Source organism: Pseudomonas gingeri, assembly GCF_013386165.1.
Lineage (GTDB): Bacteria > Pseudomonadota > Gammaproteobacteria > Pseudomonadales > Pseudomonadaceae > Aquipseudomonas > Aquipseudomonas gingeri_C.
The window spans coordinates 260,979-280,729 of the sequence record NZ_JACAOS010000015.1 but is presented as its reverse complement, the minus strand read 5'-3'; the positions used below and the strand labels follow the sequence as shown (position 1 = coordinate 280,729).

Genomic DNA, 19,751 nt, shown 5'->3' with positions numbered 1-19,751 from the left:
TATTCGGTTTTAGTGTGCAACCCGATACCGAAAACGAATGATGTAATTGAGGTACAGGTTGATAGGCCGCGTTTCTGTTGAACTGCGCGGTGGGTGGTCATCCGGATTGGTGTCTTCGATAATGTCGACGGTGGGTTTGGGCAGCGGATCGGGAATATAGGCGAGCGGTCCCTCTCCAGGTGCCAGCGTCACCTGCGCCGACACCATGTCGGTGTAATGGTGTTCGTGCCCTTGAAACGCATCGAGTTGCAGGGAGCCGACATGATTTCCGACCGCCCCGGTTCCATTACTGCCGTTATGATCCGACGCCTTGCGCCCGGCGCTATCGGGATCCGTCGAGCTGTCGGCGCTGACGCCTCGGATAAAGCGACCGCGCAGGTCTGGCAGGTTGAAGTGCTCGGCGTCTGCGTAGCCGAACCCCGACCCGATCACACCAAACAACTCGGGATAGTCCTGGCGCGATAACGAAGTTCCATCACAAAACAACCAGCCTGCACGGGCAAGATTGGTTCTGATCTGATTCAGGTTTACGCCATCGCCCGCATCGGTGCTGGCCAGCGGACCCGCATAGGGGACGACGGCCCCCACCGGGAAAAAATCATTCATGTCCATGGGCGATCATCTGTGCTGCTCCTTGAGGGGCGGTCAGCCGTGCGGGTAATTGCGCGTCTTGTTGCAAATATAACATCGAGGTTGGCAGCCGTACTGTCCAGTGTTGCGGTTGCCGGCTGTGTTCGGCATGGTCGGGACGTGGCCCCAGTTGTTCTTCCAGCAACGCAAGCGTGCCTTCGGTGGCTGGCGTGTCGTGTGGATCGCCGATCCAAGGCTGTGGGAATTGCAAGGCGAACAACAGGCTGGCTTCATGTCCGGGTTCGACGGGCACGAATGCAATGGCAACACTGGCTTGCAAGAAACGCTCGAACAACCGTTCGCGGGCCTGGACGGTAATGACGGGGTAGCTTGGCGGCGGGGCAGCGTTGACCGGTGTCTCATAGCGCCAACTCATCTCTGCCCAGTTCAATTGTGTCGTCAGGTACGCGGCCTGAGTGGACGGAGCTGGCGCCAGCAACAGCAGGCACCCCTGCATCAGAACCGTACGTTGGATTTCAGTGGTATGCCCGGCACTGTCGCGCTCTACCTGCCGGGCCAGTGCCGATTGATAGTCTGCAAGCGCCTGTTGCCAGGCCTGCTGCAGACGTTCGTAGGTGCGCAGTTGCCAGTCCACCAGCAACGGGTCGCCGCCTGCGGTGCCACGTTTGCAGTTCACCTCGATCGTCACTCCCCATACCGCGGCTGCCGACATGGCCGTCAGGGAAATCGGACCGGTGAGGCCCGTGACATTTTTCAAGGCCAGGCTAGTGACCTGTGAGAGCGGCGCGGTCAGTGGGGTGATCAGCACATTACCCACGCTGGTGGCGCTGCTGGTCGCTGGCGCGACAACCGTCAAAGCCGCCGGGGGGCTTGGAGTGGCAGAGAGGGTTTCGACCTGGCCGGCCACCGCGCAGGTCAGATTGTGCTGGTTGTCCATAAGTGCCAGGGTCATCTGTCCATCAACGGCCTGATAACCCTTGGGAACGGTCAGCACGCTCAAGTCGCCCACCAGCATCTGGTCGACACTGGCGATCACCCGGCGTGTATCCGCGGGCGGTGGTGCCAGGTCGCTGATTCCGTACTGTGCGCCAAGCGCCTGATAGTTGCTCGGCAGGACATCGCTGTAGCTGGTGATCGCAGGTGTTGAGTCGGCCAGGGACTGGGGTTCACTCAGCGGCGGGGAGGATGATTGCTGCACCTGCTCGAGCCAGGGTTGGGCGGGGTTCTTCAGCTTGAACTCCAGTACCAGGCGCCGGCCGATATCGACCAGCCGCACCTGCATCAACTTGTCCACCCAGTGAAAGATGCCCACCAGGCGCTGGCTGCCAGCGTTGTCGATCAGGCTGCTTTGGCGCCGCTCGCAGACCTGTTGCCAGACCTGGCCCCGTTGCCGGCTCACCCGGTCGCCGATATGTCGGGCGGCCTTTTCGGTGAGTTGCCGGATCAACTGCGAGCGATCCTGTTCCGCCCAGGACGCGCCGGCATTGGCACCTGTCCATGAACCGCTGATGTACTCATTGAGGTTTTCATAGGTCGGTGAGACGTTGCTCAGGTTGCGTGCAATGCCGTCGCTGGCCATGACTTCCTGAAGGGCATTGGTGAGGTCGCTGCTGGCGGAGGTCTGGCGACTTTCGTCACGGGCGCTCTGCCGTTCGGTATTGTCGCTGTCGTGTTCTTCACGATAGTTGCGCAACTGTTCCTGACGTTCCTGGCGTTCGTGAGGCATGACGTTGACGATATCGGCCAGTTCCCCGGGCCGATAGCCAAGCAGGCACTGGTGCGCGCGCTTCAGCGTCGCCGGGCCGAGCACCCGCCAGGTGTTGTCGGCCGCCTGTGGCATGAGGGCCAGGTCAGTGGTCGTGACGGCGTCGGGCAACGCAGGGATTGCCGACAATACCAATGCCCGGCCCCTGGGCGTTTCGAGTGCCGGGTCGCAGTGCTCCAGGCGGCTCAGGAAATGCCCGACACGCAATATATCGATGAGTTGTGCGGCCAGGACGCTCTGTTTACCGGTACCCGTCAGGCTCAGGACAAACAGGCTTTGCCAGACGCTGGCCTGGCTGCTGGTCCACTGTTCGCTGGCAAGGAAATGATCCACTTCCTGACCCAGCAGGCTTTCGGTCTGCTTCCAGACAGCCGGCAATGACAGCTCGCCCGAGAGACTGGCAAGCAATTCCAGGCGCAGTGCCGGGAAGTGATTGATCGGGGGCGGCAAGCTCGAAATATCGGCGACGAAGCCACTGAAGGCCTGGGCAGCAGCCTGTTTTTCGGCGGCGCTGGTGCACTGGCTCAAGGTTGTGTAGAGCGGCAGATCCTTGGGGGATTTGAGGCGAATGAAGCGCAGGCGGATATCCGTGCGTTCGGCAGGTGTGAACGGGTGCAGCCAGATGAAGGGCGGCAGGTCCATGGCCTGAAAAGGTGTTTCGCTGAAGGGTTGTCCGCCCTCGTCGATGTCTTCGGGGGGCAGGTGGCCCAATGACCAGTGGCCAATGACGGTGTTGAGAAACTTGTCATGGGAGAGGGGCAGGTTGCAGGTCAGTTGAGCTTCCCTGTGCTCGATCTGCAACGTCAGCGTGACCTCTATATTGCCCACCTTTATTTCCACGGCGTGTGCCGGGTGAGCCTGGGTACCTAGCTGGAAGGGGTGGGGTTCATTGATATTGCAATAGAGGATCTCGCCTGTGACGCAGGTCTTGTCTTCGCCAACGAGCCAGGAAATGTCCAGCTCGATGCCGCCGCGCGCGACGACTTTCCAATGGTCATGTTGGTGTGGCATGCCCACAGTTTCGGTGTTGCTCATGGTGTGCTCCTGCATAAGTCATGAACAGCGGTTTGAGCCGGCCTTCGCCCTGACCGAAGGCCTGGAGAAAGCGTTTGGCGCAGCGCGTGGGACCGCTGGCCGCTGTGGGCAGTCCTTTGGGCTCAGCTGTTTTGCGGCGGCCCGACGTCCGGGGTCTTGCTGTCGTCGACGTTGCTGACCTGTGTCAGTTTGTACGTGGATTCGCCGGTGGGGATCGAACATAAAAGCGTTGCATCGGCCGAGGTGGGGAGCAACTGGGGCGTCAGAACACTGATCTTGGTTTTGTTGGACGTCACGGTGGCATAGGCTCGCCATCCGCTGCTGCCCGGATCGGTAGGGTGTGTCGCCTGACCGCCGGGAGGCAAGGTCAGCATGGTCAGTTGATCCGCACTGTCCGCGATCAGGTAGGTCACCTGAGCGTCCGTGACATCGGCGGTGAGCGTCAGTTTTGTCGAATCGGTCATTCTCTTCGTTCCTGTCAGGAGGAGTGAGCATCGGGCATCAGCGCAGAGGCCCGCGTACTATCAGGTTGATTGTGGGGGTGGCGTTGCCATGGTGAGCTCGGGTATCGATCAGGAGGTCGCTAGACCACTGGTTGATCGACACGCGCTCAGTCGTGATGCCATTGACCAGTGCCGTGACTTCCATGCCCGTCGCCGTCAACAGGCCGGTGTGTGCGCCCTGCAGTTCGAACGTGCGGATGAAAGGACTGCGCAGAAACCGTGCTTCAAACCTCACACTGCCCGAGCACTGGTTATACAACTCGATGCCTTCGGCGGTGCTGGCGGCTTCGTTGTCGAGACTGAACTGATAGGTGTTCGCCCTGGCTTGCATCTTGGCGACCAGGCGCCCCGATTTCGCCGGGGGGCGGGCGGGAGCCATATGGGTGACACAGGTGTTTTCGTCAGTGAAGTAAGCGCGGATATCGATATCACAGTCCCTGGGATCGGGAATCGAGAGACCAGCGCCGGCACCGAGCCAGGAATCCCAGATCAGACAACTCTCCTGGTAGAACCTGAGGTGCACGGCGCAAAGGCTACGATTGAGAGCCCTGAGAGCGGACGTCCGAGCGTTTAGAGTCACGGGAATTATCCTGGCAGCGAGGCAACCAAAATGGCAGTGTGCCATTATGGCCGCCTCTGGTGGCTGCTTAGCCGGCGATCGTCAGCGAGTAGTAGTCGCGCTCAAGCATCGAGCCGTTGGTGACGGCGGTGATGGTGGCTGCGGGACTGGAAGTCACCAGCGTTTCGGTGGTGACGCCGTTGATGACGGCGTAGATGTAGAAGGTGTTGCTGATGTCCAGGGTCTTGTTCTGGCCGCTGTCGTTCACCACGATGTTTTGCAGCGCCTTGCCATCCTTGAGAATGGTGAAGGTTACCGGGTTGATGCAGGTTTTCTGGAAGCTCAATTGATCGGAGGCGCTGCTTGGAAATTCAACGACATCGAACTCATAAGTGCCCTGGGACTTGACCTGCAGAACTTGCGCCAGGAAACCCATGCTGCCTGAGACATTCAGCGGCGCGGAGGTGTAGGTGTTGCCTTCGATCAGGGTGGTGGCAGTGACTTGGTAGGTGTCGGCCACCGGAACGGTCTGCTTGGCGTTCGGTTGAATGGCCGGCAGGTTTGAAATGATTTGTTGGCCCTTTTTGACAACGTACTGAGCATCGAATTGGGTCAGGTTGAGCAAAGTAATAGTCATGAACAGCTCCTGGGTACGGTTTGGCCTTGGCCCGAATGGGCTCTGGTGGCCTGTGCAAAGTGTCGGTTTCCAGTTCCAACAGATTTGAAAGCTGGGTTGGCAATTTCACTGCGTCAGCATGGCCACTGGCTCGGGAGAGATTCTCTGGAGGTTGGCCCGGTTGACGGAAGTGACTTTCAGGCCCAAAGGGCTCTTCAGTCCTTAAGCACTCTGAAGCCTGGCTGAAATATTCTGAATACCCGTGCTCGCTAGGATTGAGCAGGACGTAGAGGGACGGGCAAGCTGTTCACAGGGAAGAAGATGAAGCGCGACTACCGATTTGGACGATTTGAAGTTCGCCCGGCAGAGCGGAGGTTGTATGTCGATAGCCGCCCCGTAGCCTTGGGGGCTCGCGCTTTTGATGTATTGCTGGCCTTGATTGAACGGCGCGAGCGCATGGTCAGCAAGAGTGAACTGCTCGAGTTGGTGTGGCCGAACCTGTTTGTCGAGGAAAACAACCTGCAGGTGCAGGTTTCGACGTTGCGCAAGGTGCTGGGGATGCAAGCCGTGGTCACGGTGACCGGCCAGGGCTACCGCTTTGCGATGGCGCTGGAGGAGCGCTCGCTCCCGCCTGCCGAGGCCGTTCCTGGGCTTTCGACGAGCCTGCCCGCCGCGCCGCGTAAACTCATAGGGCGAGACCAGGAGCTTGTCGAGCTACTTGAGCTTGTTCAGGCCTACCCGTTGGTGTCCATCGTCGGGGCTGCGGGGATAGGCAAGAGTGCATTTGCGCTCACGGCGGCCCATCGGTTAAAACCGGCCATTTGGGTTGAATTGTCCGCCATCACCGATCCCGAACAGTTGGTGCTGGCGGTCGCGTGTGCCTTGATGCTGCCGATCCCCACGAGCGAGCCATTGGCTGAATTGCTCTTGGCACTGGCGTCCCTGGATATCGTGTTGATCCTTGATGGCGCCGAGCATCTCCTGGAGGCTATCGCCCGGCTCGCCTGGCTCATTGGTGAGAAGGCGCCGCGGATTCGGCTGCTCATTACCAGCCAGGCAGCGCTCAGAGTTGAAAGTGAGCGGGTCTTTCGCCTTGGCGGCCTGCCGGTACCCGGCATCGATATGTCGGCCGACGAGGCCATGCAATATGCGGCTGTGATGTTGTTTGCCGATCAGGCCCAGGCGCTCGACCGCACCTTTAGAGTGACTCCACAGAATGTGGCGGCGGTGATTTCCGTGTGTCGACAACTCAATGGCATGGCCTTGCCGATCAAGCTGGCCGCCGCCAGGCTGCCCTTGCTCGGGGTGCGGGGCGTGGCTTCCCGGCTGGGTGAGCGACTTGAAATGCTCAACGGTCTTCGGCGCGGCGGTAACGGCGGCCGTCAGCAGACACTCGGGGCCGGATTGGAGTGGAGCTACAGCCTGCTTTCCCCCGTAGAGCAGACCTTGTTGCGCCGCTGCGCGGTATTTGTGGGGGGCTTCACCCTGGAGCTGGCGACAGCTGTATGCGCTGAAATAACGCTGGATAAGTGGGCGGCGATCAATGCCCTGGATGCTTTGGTGGATCGTTCGTTGGTCGAGGTGCAGGATGGTCCGGTCCGGCGTTACCAACTGTGTGAGTATGTTTGCGAGTACGCTATGGCCAGGTTGGATCGGGCGGGAGAAACCGGGTTTCTGCGCCATCGGCATGCCTTGAGCGTTACCGAATTGATGATTCGGGCTTATGAGGCTTACTGGCGTGCAGCGGATAAGTCCTGGTTGGAGGAGTACGCAGCGGACACTGACAACGTTCGAGCGGCATTGGATTGGAGCCAGGACCATCAGCCGGAATTGGCCTTGAAATTGTTGGGTGTATCCGGCCCGTTGTTCTTTCAGCAGGGTCTGGTCAGTGAAGGCCGTCAGCGTTTTCTTTCGTTTGAGTCTGTCGCCATGGCATTGATGCAGACCCTGGTGCTGGAGATCTCACCTTTCGATCTGGAAACCTTGCTTGCCAGGTATTGGCTGGAGTTCAGTCGGCTGCACACAGGCAGCAGCACGACGCGTTCGGCTGGTTTTTCCTCGCGCGCACTGGTGTTCTATCGCTCGCTCGGCGATCAATGTGGGGTTTTCCTGGCCTTGTGTCGTGCCATGGACAGCGCTGTCCTACCCTCGTGCGAAGCGCGTTGCATACTCGAGGAAATCATCGAGATCGAGTGTGCCGACTGGCCCCCACGTTTACGTGCCGAGCGGCTACTGGCTGAAGTCATTCTGTATCAACGTTGCGAGCAACCCGAAGACGCCTCTTTTGCCCTGGAGTCATTGCAACTGCTGGCACTGTCAGCGGGGCTGGAGAGCACTGAACGGTTGGCTCTCAATGGCCAGGCCAAACTCAATCTGGCCAAGGGCGAGTACGAGTGTGCCTTGCAGCGCAGTCAAGCGTTGTGTGCCCATCGCGGCACCTATCGAAATATTGTGTTGCCACATGCCTTGGCCACAATGGCCATGGCGTTGCTCTCATTGGAAAAAATGCGCGAAGCGCGCAAGGTACTGGCTGATTTTGTCTGCGAGTCCAGAAGTCTTGGCTGGGAGTGGTTCGGTTTGTATACCGACCTTTTTGTCTGGTTGGCGACATTGGAAAGCCGTATTGCCGTCGCTGCGCGGCTGATGGGGTATGCCAAACTCGCCTATGATCCTGCGGGTGCCCGTGATTTCAATATGACCAGGATCCGCGTGCGTATTTCACACAAGATTTACGAGCGCCTGGATAAATCCTTCATTGCCCGGCTGATGACCGAAGGTGCCCGTATGGACCGTGAGATGTTCTGCACCCTGGCACTGTCCAGGCAAACCGTTGGGCTGGATGTCCCGACAGTCTCCGATCTGGAGGGTTGAGTGTTTGTGGCGCACGGCTGTACTGCCCGCTGTTTTGACATCAGGCAGTCAAGGGATTAACTTCGCGACTTTTTATCCGGGACTCCAAAGGGTTGCGGGCAGTCGCAACCTATTGTTAAGGAAGGGCACGATGACGGAAATGGCACAGCAGGACGATTTGTTTCAGACGGACAAGCGACTTTCCCTCAAGCCCGTGACGGATTTCAGCGCTTTTCTGCTCCAGGCTTTTGCCGATGGGCCGTGCCAATGCTTGCGTTGCGTGGAGGCGGCAGGTGTGGAAACCGGCTATGCCTTCCAGCACACCTTCGAGCTGGGCAAGGTGGTCAACCGCCAGTTTGCCAGGACTACCCCGAGCGAGGTGCTCCTGATGCTGAAGAAGGCCTGGTTGTCGTTCTTCAAGAGTGAACTCGAGGTCCCAGGTGCGCTGGATTTGTCCAGGGTGCATGAGTTCGTGAAGCCGGAACTGCATATCCGGGTGCGCCCGCTGCTGCTGGCCAGCGGCCTGATCGTGGAGCAAGACGACGTGTGGATGTTGCAGGCGGTTGCGGAGTAAGGCGTGGGCAAGCAGCGCTGCCACGAATATTAATGTCTACTTAACCTGCAGCGGTTTAAGTAGCCTACCTTCACCGCAACCCCTTTCATTGGCGCATTCGATGTTCAGGTTTCAGCTGATCTTGACCTTGCTACTCAGCCTGATGCTGCCGATCTTCGGCAGCGTGGCTGCGGCAGCGTCTTTCGCTGAACCTTGCCCGATGCCGTTGATGAACCACGCCGGGTCGAAAATGACCGGCGCGCCCTGCTGCAATGATATGGAACACGGTGCCGCCTCCAAGTCGCCCTGCAAGTCGGGGGAGGAGTGCAAGATTGGTAGTCTGGCCCAGGTCTTGACGATCCGGACCTTCAGCCCGGTTCTGCCGCTCCCGCTTACCCTGCAACCGCCCGCCGTGCTCCTGTCTGAGCCTGCCGATCTGTGGCGCCCTCCGCGTTACGTCTGATGCCTTGATCCGAATCCCCGTACGCCCGCACAAAACGGCGTAGGGGCCATCGCGACCGCTATTTGCAGCGGACGCGTCGATCCTGCATTGGAGACGAAAGCATGTTCGCTTTCCTTCCCTCACACCGCGTATTGGCCGGTGTGATCGCTGTTGTCCTGGGCGCAAGCCCGCTGGTAGCCGTCAGGGCCGAGCCGCTGAGTTTCGAGCGTGCCCAGCACCTGGCCGAAAATACCGCCCCCGAAAACCTCGCTCGCCTGGCGCAGGTCGAGTCGGCACAGTCCTCGGTCGGTCCCGCCGATGCGTTGCCCGATCCCAAGCTGATGCTGGGGATCCAGGACCTGCCGATCCAGGACTCCGATCGTTATTCGTTCCACAGCGATTCGATGACCGAACGCCAGATCGGCCTGAGCCAGCAGGTGCCCAACAGTGACAAACGCCTGGCCCGCAAACAGCTTGCGCTGGCGAACGTGGATGTCGCCGAAGCCGAGCGCCGGGCCTCGTTACTGGAGATCAAGCGACAAACCGCGCTGGCCTGGCTGAATGTCTATTACGCCGAACTCAGCGTGAAAAACTTCGACCAGCTGGATCATCAGGTTGCACTGTTGCGCAGCACCACCCCATCGCGTATCGCCGCCGGTACCGCGCAGGCGGGCGATCTGCTCCAGGCTGATCAGCAAGCCCTGGCGCTGGCCGACCGACGTGACGAGCTGGTACAGAACATCGCCATGACCCGGGCCAAGCTGCGCCGCTGGATCGGCGCCGATGCCGACCAGCCCCTGGCCGACGGGCCACCGACCTGGGGCCCGATTCTGCCCCATACCCAGCACAGCCTGGAGCGCCATCCGGACCTGCAAGCCGCCACGGCGCGGGTCAGCGAGGCCAATGCCGAACTGGCCGATGCCATCGCGCAGAAGAAACCCGACTGGGGCGTCGAGCTGGTCTACGCCCAGCGTGACCGGCAGTTGGGCGGCGATACGGCGTCGCTGAAATTCACCTTCGACCTGCCGCTGTTCACCGGTTCCCGCCAGGGACCGAGGATCAATGCGCGCCAGCATGAAGTCGAGCAACGCGAGGCCGAGCAGGAAGTCATGTTGCGTGAGCACAAGGCCGAGCTGGAAAGCGGCCTGGCCGAACTCGATCGCTTGAAGAAAGCCCTGGAGCGTTCGCAACAGTCGGCGATTCCCCTGGCCGAGCGCCGCGCCGAGCTTTCGCTGGCGTCCTACAAAGCCGGCAAGAGCCCGTTGAACGAAGTGATAGGCGCCCGTCGCGATCTGATCGAGGCACAGCTGCGCAGTGTCACCCAACAGAATCAGTTCAGCCAATTGTCCGCCAGCCTGTATTACGCCTATGTCGAGGGCCTCAAATGAAAACGCTCACTTACTCCCTGTTGACCCTCGCGCTGGCGGGACTGGGTGTTGCCGGGGGCTTCTGGCTCGGCCACGGCGGGACTGGGATGTCAGCCATGGGCGATGGCGCGAAGAAAGATCGCCCGGCCCTGTACTGGTTCGATCCGATGTACCCGACCCAGCATTTCAATTCGCCGGGCAAATCGCCATTTATGGACATGCAACTGGTGCCCAAGTATGTCGATGGCGCCGAGGACACCTCGTCCATCAGCGTATCGCCACAACTGGCCCAGAACCTCGGCATGCGCACCGCCGCGGTGGTGCGCGAACGCCTGCCCGGAGGGCTCGATGCCGTCGGTTCGCTGGGTTACAACCAGCGCGATATCGCCAATCTGCAAGCCCGTGCGGCGGGCTTTGTCGAGCGTGTCTATGACCGCGCACCCGGTGACGTGCTGCCGGCCGGTGCGCCCCTGGTGGATCTGTTGATACCCGAGTGGTCGGCCGCGCAACTGGAGTTCGTCGCGGTCCTCGCCAGCGGCGACAGCCGCTTGATCCAGGCCTCGCGCCAACGCCTGCAATTGCTCGGCATGCCCGAAGCGGTGATCGCCCAGGTGGCGAAGACCCGCAAGGTTCTCCCAGTGCTGACCCTGTCGACGCCGATTGCCGGTGAACTGCAAAGCCTGGACGTGCGCGCGGGGATGAGTGTCTCTGCCGGGATGAGCCTGGCGCGCATCAACGGCCTGGGTAGCGTCTGGCTCGACACCGCGATCCCCGAGGCGCAGGCGACCTCTGTCGAGGTCGGCGCGCCGGTGTCCGTGGCCTTGTCCGCGTATCCCGGAAAGACGCTGGCGGGACAGGTGGTGGCGGTATTGCCCAGTGTCGATCCGCAGAACCGTACCCTGACGGTGCGTAGCCAGTTGTCCAACCCCGACGGCAAGCTGCGGCCGGGCATGTTCGCCAGCGTGCGCCTCGCCGATCCCGATCCGACCCCCAGCCTGTTGGTGCCCAGCGAAGCGGTGATCCGCACGGGCAAACGCACCCTGGTGATGCTGGCCGGGGACCAGGGCCACTATAAACCGATGGAAATTCGTATCGGACGCGAGTCCGCCGGGCGTATCGAAGTGCTCGACGGCCTGAGCGAGGGCCAGAAAGTGGTGACCTCCGGGCAGTTCCTGCTCGACTCGGAAGCCAGTTTGCAAGGCATCGTCCCCACCGATGAGCCAATGGAAAAGATGGAGGGCATGAAATGATCAAGCGCCTGATCCATTGGTCCATCGGCAATCGTTTCCTGATCCTGCTGGCGACGCTGTTTATCGTCGCCTGGGGGATCTGGTCGGTGCGCAATACGCCGCTCGATGCGTTGCCGGACCTGTCCGATACCCAGGTGATCGTGCGCACCAGCTTTCCCGGGCAGGCACCGCAGATCGTCGAAAACCAGATCACCTATCCGCTGGCCAGCACCTTGCTGTCGGTCCCCGGGGCCAAGACGGTGCGCGGCTACTCGTTTTTCGGCGACTCCTTTGTCTACGTGATTTTCGAGGACGGTACCGACCTCTACTGGGCCCGCTCGCGGGTATTGGAATACCTTAATCAAGCCCAGGGGCGCTTGCCCCAGGGCGTCACCAGCACCTTGGGCCCGGATGCCACCGGGGTGGGCTGGATCTATCAATACGCGCTGGTGGACCGTAGCGGCCAGCATGACCTGGCGCAGTTGCGTTCCATCCAGGACTGGTTCCTCAAGTACGAACTCAAGACCGTACCCAATGTCGCCGAAGTCGCCACCATCGGCGGCATGGTCAAGGAGTACCAGGTCCTGCTCGATCCGCAGAAAATGGTGACCTACGGCATCACCCAGCAACAGGTCAGTGAGGCGCTGAAGAGTGCCAACCAGGAAACCGGTGGCTCGGTGCTGGAATTGGCCGAGCGCGAATACATGGTGCGGGCCTCGGGTTATCTGAAGAGCCTGGAGGATTTTCGCAATATCCCGTTGAAAACCTCGGCGCAAGGTGTGCCGGTGTTGCTCGGCCAGGTGGCGACGATCCAGATCGGCCCCGAGATGCGCCGTGGCATTGCCGAACTGGATGGTGAAGGCGAGGCGGTCGGTGGCGTGGTGATTCTGCGCTCCGGCAAGAACGCCGACGAAACCCTGCAAGCGGTGAAAGCCCGCCTCGACAGCTTGCGCGGCAGTTTGCCGCCCGGAGTCGAGCTGGTCACCACCTACGACCGTTCGCAACTGATCGATCGTGCTGTGCACAACCTCAGCTTCAAACTGCTGGAGGAGTTTGGCGTGGTGGCGCTGGTCTGCCTGCTGTTCCTCTGGCACTGGCGCTCGTCCCTGGTGGCGATCATTACCCTGCCGCTGGGGGTATTGATGGCTTTTATCGTGATGCGTATCGAGGGGGTCAACGCCAACATCATGTCCCTGGGTGGTATCGCCATTGCCATCGGCGCGATGGTCGATGCGGCGGTGGTGATGATCGAGAATGCGCATAAACATATCGAGGCCTGGCAACTGCGCCATCCCGGCCAGAAGCTGCAAGGCGAGGCTCATTGGCGGGTGATCGGCGAGGCCGCGGCGGAGGTAGGGCCGGCGCTGTTTTTCAGCCTGTTGATCATCACCCTGTCGTTTCTCCCGGTGTTTACCCTGGAGGCCCAGGAAGGGCGGCTGTTCGGTCCGCTGGCGTTTACCAAGTCCTATTCGATGGCGGCGGCGGCGGGGTTGTCGGTGACCCTGGTGCCGGTGCTGATGGGCTACTGGATTCGCGGTCATATTCCCGGCGAACAGGAGAACCCGCTCAATCGCTGGTTGATCGCGGCCTATCGTCCGTTGCTAAACGCGGTGCTGAAATGGCCGAAGTGGACCCTGGCGCTGGCGCTGCTGATCTTCCTTTCCAGCCTCTGGCCCTTGAGCCAATTGGGCGGGGAATTCATGCCGGCGCTGGATGAAGGCGACTTGTTGTACATGCCTTCGGCATTGCCAGGTTTGCCGGCCAGCAAGGCCAGCGAACTGCTGCAGCAGACCAACCGGATGATCCGCACGGTGCCGGAAGTCGAGCATGTCTTCGGCAAGTCCGGGCGGGCCGAAAGCGCCACCGATCCGGCCCCCCTGGAGATGTTCGAAACCACCATCAAGTTCAAGCCCCGTGAGCAATGGCGCGCCGGCATGACCCCGGAGAAACTGATCGAGGCGCTGGACCAGGCGGTGAAGGTGCCGGGGCTGTCGAACCTCTGGGTTCCGCCGATCCGCAACCGCATCGATATGCTCGCCACCGGTATCAAGAGCCCGATCGGGGTCAAGGTGGCCGGTACATCCCTGGCGGATATCGATGAGGTTGCCCACCAGGTCGAAACCGTCGCCAAGCAGGTTCCGGGGGTGAGTTCGGCCCTGGCGGAGCGCTTGACCGGGGGCAGCTACCTCGATATCCGGATCAATCGCCTGGCGGCGGCCCGTTATGGCCTGAGCATTGCCGATGTGCAGGCGGTGGTGTCCGGTGCCGTGGGCGGCAGCACGGTGGGGGAGACGGTCGAGGGCGTCGCCCGTTATCCGATCAACCTGCGTTATCCACGGGAGTGGCGCGACAGTCCGCAGGCCTTGCAGCAATTGCCGATGCTGACGGCGAACGGGCAGCAGATCACCCTCGGTGCGGTGGCGGATATCGGAGTGAGTGCGGGGCCGCCGATGTTGCGCAGTGAGAATGGCCGGCTGTCCGGCTGGGTCTATGTGGATGTCCGTGGCCGCGACCTGGCGTCCACCGCCCGCGACCTGCAGCAACAGGTGGCGCAACAGGTGAAGCTCAAGGCCGGGATGACCGTGTCCTATTCCGGGCAGTACGAGTTTCTGGAGCGGGCCAATGCCCGTCTGATGTGGGTGGTGCCCGCCACTTTGCTGATCATTTTCGTGCTGCTCTACCTGACCTTCGGACGTTTCAGCGAAGCGGGCCTGATCATGCTGACCCTGCCTTTCGCACTCTCGGGGGGCGTCTGGTTGCTCTACCTGCTGGGTTTCAACCTGTCGGTGGCCACGGGCGTGGGCTTTATCGCCCTGGCTGGGGTGTCGGCGGAGTTTGGCGTGATCATGCTGCTGTATCTGAAGAATGCCTGGACGGCGCGCCTGGATGCCGGGCGAGAGGAGGACAAGGACTTGCTGGAGGCCATCGGTGAGGGCGCGGTGTTGCGGGTTCGGCCCAAGGTGATGACGGTGGCGGTGATTATTGCCGGTCTGCTGCCGATCCTCTGGGGCAGCGGCACCGGTTCGGAGGTGATGAAGCGGATTGCCGCGCCCATGGTGGGCGGCATGATTACCGCGCCGTTGTTGTCGATGCTGGTGTTGCCGGCGGCGTATTGGTTGATGAAGCGCCGGCGTTAGCGTGAGCAGGGGGACGCCCTACAGTTGTAGGTAGTGCTGCCGGTCGCCCCCCTGGATTTTTGTTGTTCTTTACTGGCCTGGATCAAATTCCCGACGCATCGAATCCCTTAGCGTGCACGTTCACGCTAGTCATGGACGATGCACCTATGCAAAACCTGGATCGACAACACGATATCCAACCCCTTTCCCAGGTGGACATGACCGTCCACCTCAACGGTCAACCCGTATCGGCTGCCGTCGGCGAGACCGTGCTCAGCGTGCTGCAATCGGTCGGCCTGCGACAGCTGGCGCGCAATGATCATGGCCAGGTCGCCGGAGCCTTCTGTGGCATGGGTGTTTGCCAATGTTGCCTGGTTTCGATTGATGGCCGACACAAACGCCGGGCCTGCCAGACACTGGTACAGCCCGGCATGCAGATCGAAACCGGTGTCAGCCGCTTCCCTGTACTGGAGGCGCTATGAACCGCCTGCCCGTGGTGATTGTCGGCGGTGGTCCGGCCGGCATGGCGGCGGCGGCCGAGCTGGCCCGACACTCCGTGCCCAGCGTGTTGTTCGAGGAAGCTTCGCGCCTGGGCGGTGTGGTCTATCGCGGGCCGCTGCGCCGCGGGGTTGACCTCGGCTACCTGGGCACGCGTTATCGCGAGGTGCTGGAGCGGCTGCACGGTGAGTTCGCACGCTATTGCGATCGGGTCGATGTGCGCCTGGGTACGCGGATTCTTGGTGGCGAAGGGATGCGAGCGTTGATGGCGCTGGATGCCGATGAACGCCTGTATCAGATCGAGTATTCGCAACTGTTGCTGGCGGCCGGCTGCCATGAACGCAACGTGCCATTTCCCGGTTGGACCTTGCCCGGGGTCATGTTGCTCGGTGGTTTGCAGTTGCAGATCAAGAGTGGTGTGGTCAAGCCGTTGGGGGCTACGGTGATTGCCGGCACCGGGCCCTTGCTGCCCCTGGTGGCGTGCCAGTTGCACGCCGCCGGGGTGTCGGTGGTGGGTGTCTATGAAGCCAGCGCGTTGGGTCGGATCGCCCGTGAAAGTCTGGCCTTGCTGAACAAACCGCAGATGTTTCTCGATGGCTTGAGCATGCTTGCCTATCTGAAGTTGCACGGCATCCCATTCCATTATGGCTGGGGCGTGGTCGAGGCCCAGGGCAGCGAAGAGTTGAGCAGCGTGACCCTGGCGCCTTATTCCAGCGATTGGCAGGCGGACCTTACCCGGATGCGTCGGGTCGAGGCACAGACCCTGGCGGTCGGTTATGGCTTTGTTCCACGGACACAACTCAGCCAGCAAATGGGCCTGGCCCATGGCTTTGGCGAGGACGGTTGCCTGCGGCCCGAGATCAATGTCTGGCAGCAGAGCAGTGAGCCGTTTATTCATCTGGCCGGCGATATGGGGGGGATTCGTGGAGGCGAGGCGGCGATGTTGGCCGGCAGGATTGCCGCGGTGTCGATCCTGATGCAACGCGATGTGCTCGACACCGAGGGCGCCCTGGCCCTGCGCCAGGTCTACCTGGACAAGCTGGAGAAGGTCAGGAAGTTTCGCGCCGGTGTCGATCGCTACACCCGCCGTGGCACCCGGCAGATCGACCTGCCCAGGGCCGATACGGTGATCTGCCGTTGTGAGCACGCGACCCGCGCCGACATTGATCTTGCCCTGTCCCAGGGCGTCGAGGACATGGCCTCACTGAAGATGCGCACGCGGGTCAGCATGGGCGATTGCCAGGGACGCATGTGTGTCGGTTATTGCAGCGACCGCCTGCGCCAGGCCACCGGACACCCCGATGTCGGCTGGCTGCGCCCGCGCTTTCCCATCGAGCCGATTCCCTTTTCCGCCTTCGAGAACCTGGGCAAGGACCTCTGAACCATGAACAGAACCTACGATGTGGTGATTGCCGGTGGCGGTGTGATCGGTGCTTCCTGTGCCTACCATCTGTCCCGGCGCAACAAGCTGCGGATCGCTCTGATTGATGCCAAGCGCCCTGGCAATGCGACCCGCGCTTCGGCCGGCGGCCTGTGGGCCATCGGCGAATCAGTGGGGTTGGGTTGCGGGGTGATCTTCTTTCGCATGATGTCGGCCCAGCGGCGTCGCGAGGCCCATGGCGCAGCGGTGGCGGTGGACGCGAGCACCTCGCATATCCTGCCGCCGGCGTTCTTCGACTTTGCCTTGCAGTCCAACGCCCTTTATCCGGAGCTGCACCGCGAGCTGATCGAGCGCCACGGCATGGATTTCAAGTTCGAACGCACCGGCTTGAAATACGTGATCTACGACGATGAAGACCGTTTGTATGCCGAGCACATCGTGTCGCGGATTCCGCACCTGGCGGACCAGTTGCGCTGGCTGGATCGCGAAGCATTGCGCGAGGCCGAACCGGCGGTGAGCCAGGCGGCGCAGGGCGCGCTGGAGTTTCTCTGCGATCACCAGGTCAGTCCGTTCCGCCTGGCCGACGCCTACACCGAGGCCGCGCGGCAGAATGGCGTCGACCTGTACTTCAACACCCATGTCACCGGCGTTGAGCATGAGGGCAGCCGGGTCAGCGGCGTGCGCACCGCCGAGCAGGGCACCTTTCATTGTGCGACGTTGATCAACGCCTCCGGGGCCTGGGCCGCCGATCTCAGTGAACAGGCCACCGGAATCAGGCTGCCGGTCAAACCGGTGAAGGGCCAGATCCTCCTGACCGAGCGCATGCCCAAGTTGCTGGAGGGCTGCCTGACCACCAGCGACTGCTACATGGCGCAAAAGGACAACGGTGAAATCCTCATCGGCAGCACCACCGAGGACAAGGGCTTCGATGTCAGCACGACCTTCCCGGAGGTCGCCGGTCTGGTGCAGGGGGCCATACGCTGTGTGCCCGGGCTCAAGAACATCAATCTCAAGCGCTGCTGGGCGGGCTTGCGTCCGGGCTCGCCGGACGAACTGCCGATCCTGGGGGCCATGGCCGGTGTCGACGGCTATCTCAATGCCTGCGGGCATTTCCGTACGGGCATCCTGACCTCGGCGATCACCGGTGTGATGCTCGAACGGCTGGTCCATCAGGAGCCCTTGCCCCTGGATATCACGCCATTCCTGGCGGACCGTTTCGATCCGGGCTTGCTCAAAGACGTCGGATAACGGTATCTACTCAGGTGTTTCGGCGGCTCACCCATTGAGCCGCACCCGAGTGGATACCCCATGGACTATTTCGCCGCCCTCACGGCCTTTGTCGAGGCCGCCCAGGCCAATAATTTTTCCCGGGCGGCGGAGAAGCTCTCGATCAAGGCTTCGACCGTATCGCGTTATATCAAGGACCTGGAGCAGGACCTGGGCATCGCCCTGTTCAATCGTTCCACCCGCACCCTGCGCCTGACCGAGGGCGGCGAGACGTTTCTGCACCATGCGTTGCGGGTGCTCGCCGAGCTGGACCAGGCCCGGGCCGCGACCTCGGCCCTCAACCAGCAACCCCGGGGGCTGCTCAAGCTCAACCTGCCTCCGGCGTTTGCCCGGCACCATGTGTTGCCGTTGCTCGGCGACTTTGCCGCACGTTTTCCGCAAATCCGCCTGGAGCTGACCCTGGAGGACAGTCACGTCAACCTGATCAGTGCCGGTGTCGACCTGGCGCTGCGGGTTGGGGTGTTGCCGGACTCCTCGCTCAAGGCGCGCAAGCTGGCGGCTGAACACACGCTGTTGTGCGTCAGCCCTGAATACGCCCGGCAGCATTCGGCGCCACGCTCTCCAGGGGAACTGGCGGAGTGTTCCGCGATACTGAACGGCAATCTGCCTGACGAAGTGTTTTTCGTTGCGCTGCAAGCCCCGGGTGCCCAGGTCGAGCGCGTTGCAATCAAGGGCCATCTGCGCATCAACGACCTGGATGCGCAACTGCTGGCGGTGCGTCAGGGATTGGGCATGGCGTTGTTACCGGATTGGCTGGTGGCCGATCAGCTCAGGCAAGGCGAACTGGTGCACTGGCTGCCCGACTGGCAGGCCCAGGCCACGCAGATCGCCGCGTCGCTGTGGTTTGTCTATCCACCCAAACGCACCGTCTCGTCGAAGGTGCGCAGTTTTATCGACTTCATGCTTGAACGCATCGGTACGCCACCCTATTGGCAGCGTTGAGTCCGTTCAACTGAAGCGAATGTCCAGGGCGCGCAGATAGGTCTGCAGGCCGGCATCCTGGATCGGAATCAGGAAGGCTTCACGGTCCGATTCGTTGTAGTGGGCATGCCAGTAACCCGGCGGCGTCACGAACGCCAGTCCCGGTGTCCAGTCGACGCGGGTCGGGTTGCGGATCTGGCCGTGTTCGTCGACGTCGGTGCCGACCAGGCTGTAGCAACCGGGCGGGCAGTCGATGATGAAGTCCAGGGCGATCGACTGGTGACGATGGGGTTTCTGCACCGAGCCCGGTGGCAGGATGCCGTACATTGCCCAGAGCACATGGGTCACGGTGCGGGTCTGGGGAAAGTGCCGATTGCCCAGCAGGATGCTGATACGACTGCGGTCCTGGGCCCGTGGGTCGTCGGCGGCTTCGCGCAGTTTGGCGTTGGCGGTTTGTGCCGGGTACAAGGTGGCACTGAAGCGGTCTTCCTGGCTGCTGACGCCTAGGTAACGCAGCAGGGGTTCGTCATGCACGTAGTAGAAGCGGCTGTCGTCACTGGCGCTCAGCTCGACGGCCTGGCGGCCGGGCAGGGCGATAAAGCAGCCCTTGTCCCACTCGAACCGGGACTCGCCCTGCACCAGGCGGCCATGCCCTTCAATCACATAGAGCACCTGGGAGGTGGCATTGGGCTGCAGTGTCAGCGAGTCGCCGGCATTCAGCCGGATAAAGTTCGCGCACAACCCGGGACCGGTGGCCGGGCCTTCGCAGCCCAGGGCCTGGCTCAGGTCCAGCGGCACCAGCCGCGACGGCCCGCTATTGTAGAGCGTGGCCGGAAAGTCCTGATAGGGAATGCGCGAGATCAATCCGGCGCTGATCGGGTTGGCGGCCTTGCTGTATTCGAAGTACTCGGCGTCCTGCTCGCAAGCGGGCAGTTCGGTGCTGGCGATCATCGGCTGTTGCTGGCTCATGCTCGGGCCTCTCGACGTTGTGGTTATAGGGCGCAGAGCACTCACTATACGAAGCACACAGCGCTGGAT

At 61.7% G+C, this 19,751-nt stretch carries 16 protein-coding genes; 10 read left to right on the top strand and 6 right to left on the bottom strand.

The window, feature by feature from the left end; genetic code table 11:
* Positions 1-9: 9 nt before the first annotated feature.
* From HX866_RS13910 to HX866_RS13890, 5 genes are all read right to left on the bottom strand, one after another.
* Positions 10-612, bottom strand: a complete 603-nt coding sequence (locus HX866_RS13910; RefSeq protein ID WP_177124502.1) for a phage tail protein — start codon at positions 610-612, stop codon at positions 10-12.
* Complete coding sequence (locus HX866_RS13905) at positions 599-3,391, bottom strand: hypothetical protein (protein ID WP_177140002.1); 2,793 nt, start codon at positions 3,389-3,391, stop codon at positions 599-601. The genes HX866_RS13910 and HX866_RS13905 overlap by 14 nt, the downstream gene beginning before the upstream one ends.
* A gap of 122 nt (positions 3,392-3,513) precedes the next feature.
* A complete protein-coding gene (locus tag HX866_RS13900; RefSeq protein WP_177092321.1) occupies positions 3,514-3,855 on the bottom strand; it encodes a hypothetical protein in 342 nt (113 codons plus the stop codon).
* Positions 3,856-3,892: 37 nt separating this feature from the next.
* A complete protein-coding gene (locus HX866_RS13895) occupies positions 3,893-4,474 on the bottom strand; it encodes a hypothetical protein (RefSeq protein WP_177140001.1) in 582 nt (193 codons plus the stop codon).
* 67 nt (positions 4,475-4,541) lie between these two features.
* Positions 4,542-5,090: a hypothetical protein gene (locus HX866_RS13890; protein ID WP_177092319.1), complete on the bottom strand. Its 549-nt coding sequence runs from the start codon at positions 5,088-5,090 to the stop codon at positions 4,542-4,544.
* Positions 5,091-5,390: 300 nt separating this feature from the next.
* On the opposite strand from HX866_RS13890, the gene HX866_RS13885 reads away from it, so the two are divergent.
* From HX866_RS13885 to HX866_RS13840, 10 genes are all read left to right on the top strand, one after another.
* Positions 5,391-7,940 (top strand): ATP-binding protein, encoded by a 2,550-nt coding sequence (locus tag HX866_RS13885; RefSeq protein WP_256344924.1) that lies wholly within the window; start codon positions 5,391-5,393, stop codon positions 7,938-7,940.
* Positions 7,941-8,070: 130 nt separating this feature from the next.
* Positions 8,071-8,493, top strand: coding sequence for a hypothetical protein (locus tag HX866_RS13880; protein WP_177124498.1), 423 nt, complete (start codon positions 8,071-8,073; stop codon positions 8,491-8,493).
* A 100-nt stretch (positions 8,494-8,593) separates the two neighbouring features.
* Positions 8,594-8,935, top strand: a complete 342-nt coding sequence (locus HX866_RS13875) for a hypothetical protein (RefSeq protein WP_177139999.1) — start codon at positions 8,594-8,596, stop codon at positions 8,933-8,935.
* A 101-nt stretch (positions 8,936-9,036) separates the two neighbouring features.
* Positions 9,037-10,302: a TolC family protein gene (locus HX866_RS13870; protein ID WP_177124497.1), complete on the top strand. Its 1,266-nt coding sequence runs from the start codon at positions 9,037-9,039 to the stop codon at positions 10,300-10,302.
* On the top strand, positions 10,299-11,531 hold the full coding sequence (locus HX866_RS13865; RefSeq protein WP_177139998.1) for an efflux RND transporter periplasmic adaptor subunit: 1,233 nt from the start codon (positions 10,299-10,301) through the stop codon (positions 11,529-11,531). Before HX866_RS13870 ends, HX866_RS13865 begins: the two co-directional genes overlap by 4 nt.
* Positions 11,528-14,647 carry an efflux RND transporter permease subunit gene (locus HX866_RS13860; RefSeq protein WP_177139997.1) on the top strand — a complete coding sequence of 1,040 codons (3,120 nt, stop codon included), beginning with the start codon at positions 11,528-11,530 and terminating at the stop codon, positions 14,645-14,647. The genes HX866_RS13865 and HX866_RS13860 overlap by 4 nt, the downstream gene beginning before the upstream one ends.
* A 146-nt stretch (positions 14,648-14,793) precedes the next feature.
* Entirely contained in the window at positions 14,794-15,108 is a 315-nt protein-coding gene (gene hcnA, locus HX866_RS13855) for a cyanide-forming glycine dehydrogenase subunit HcnA (RefSeq protein WP_177124495.1), read from the top strand.
* Positions 15,105-16,505, top strand: a complete 1,401-nt coding sequence (hcnB, locus tag HX866_RS13850; protein ID WP_177124494.1) for a cyanide-forming glycine dehydrogenase subunit HcnB — start codon at positions 15,105-15,107, stop codon at positions 16,503-16,505. Before hcnA ends, hcnB begins: the two co-directional genes overlap by 4 nt.
* A 3-nt stretch (positions 16,506-16,508) precedes the next feature.
* On the top strand, positions 16,509-17,753 hold the full coding sequence (gene hcnC / locus HX866_RS13845) for a cyanide-forming glycine dehydrogenase subunit HcnC (RefSeq protein ID WP_177139996.1): 1,245 nt from the start codon (positions 16,509-16,511) through the stop codon (positions 17,751-17,753).
* Between the two features lie 60 nt (positions 17,754-17,813).
* Positions 17,814-18,734 (top strand): LysR family transcriptional regulator, encoded by a 921-nt coding sequence (locus tag HX866_RS13840; RefSeq protein ID WP_177124492.1) that lies wholly within the window; start codon positions 17,814-17,816, stop codon positions 18,732-18,734.
* A gap of 6 nt (positions 18,735-18,740) precedes the next feature.
* On the opposite strand, the gene HX866_RS13835 is transcribed toward HX866_RS13840, so the two are convergent.
* Positions 18,741-19,682 carry a cupin gene (locus HX866_RS13835; protein WP_177092309.1) on the bottom strand — a complete coding sequence of 314 codons (942 nt, stop codon included), beginning with the start codon at positions 19,680-19,682 and terminating at the stop codon, positions 18,741-18,743.
* Positions 19,683-19,751: the final 69 nt, after the last annotated feature.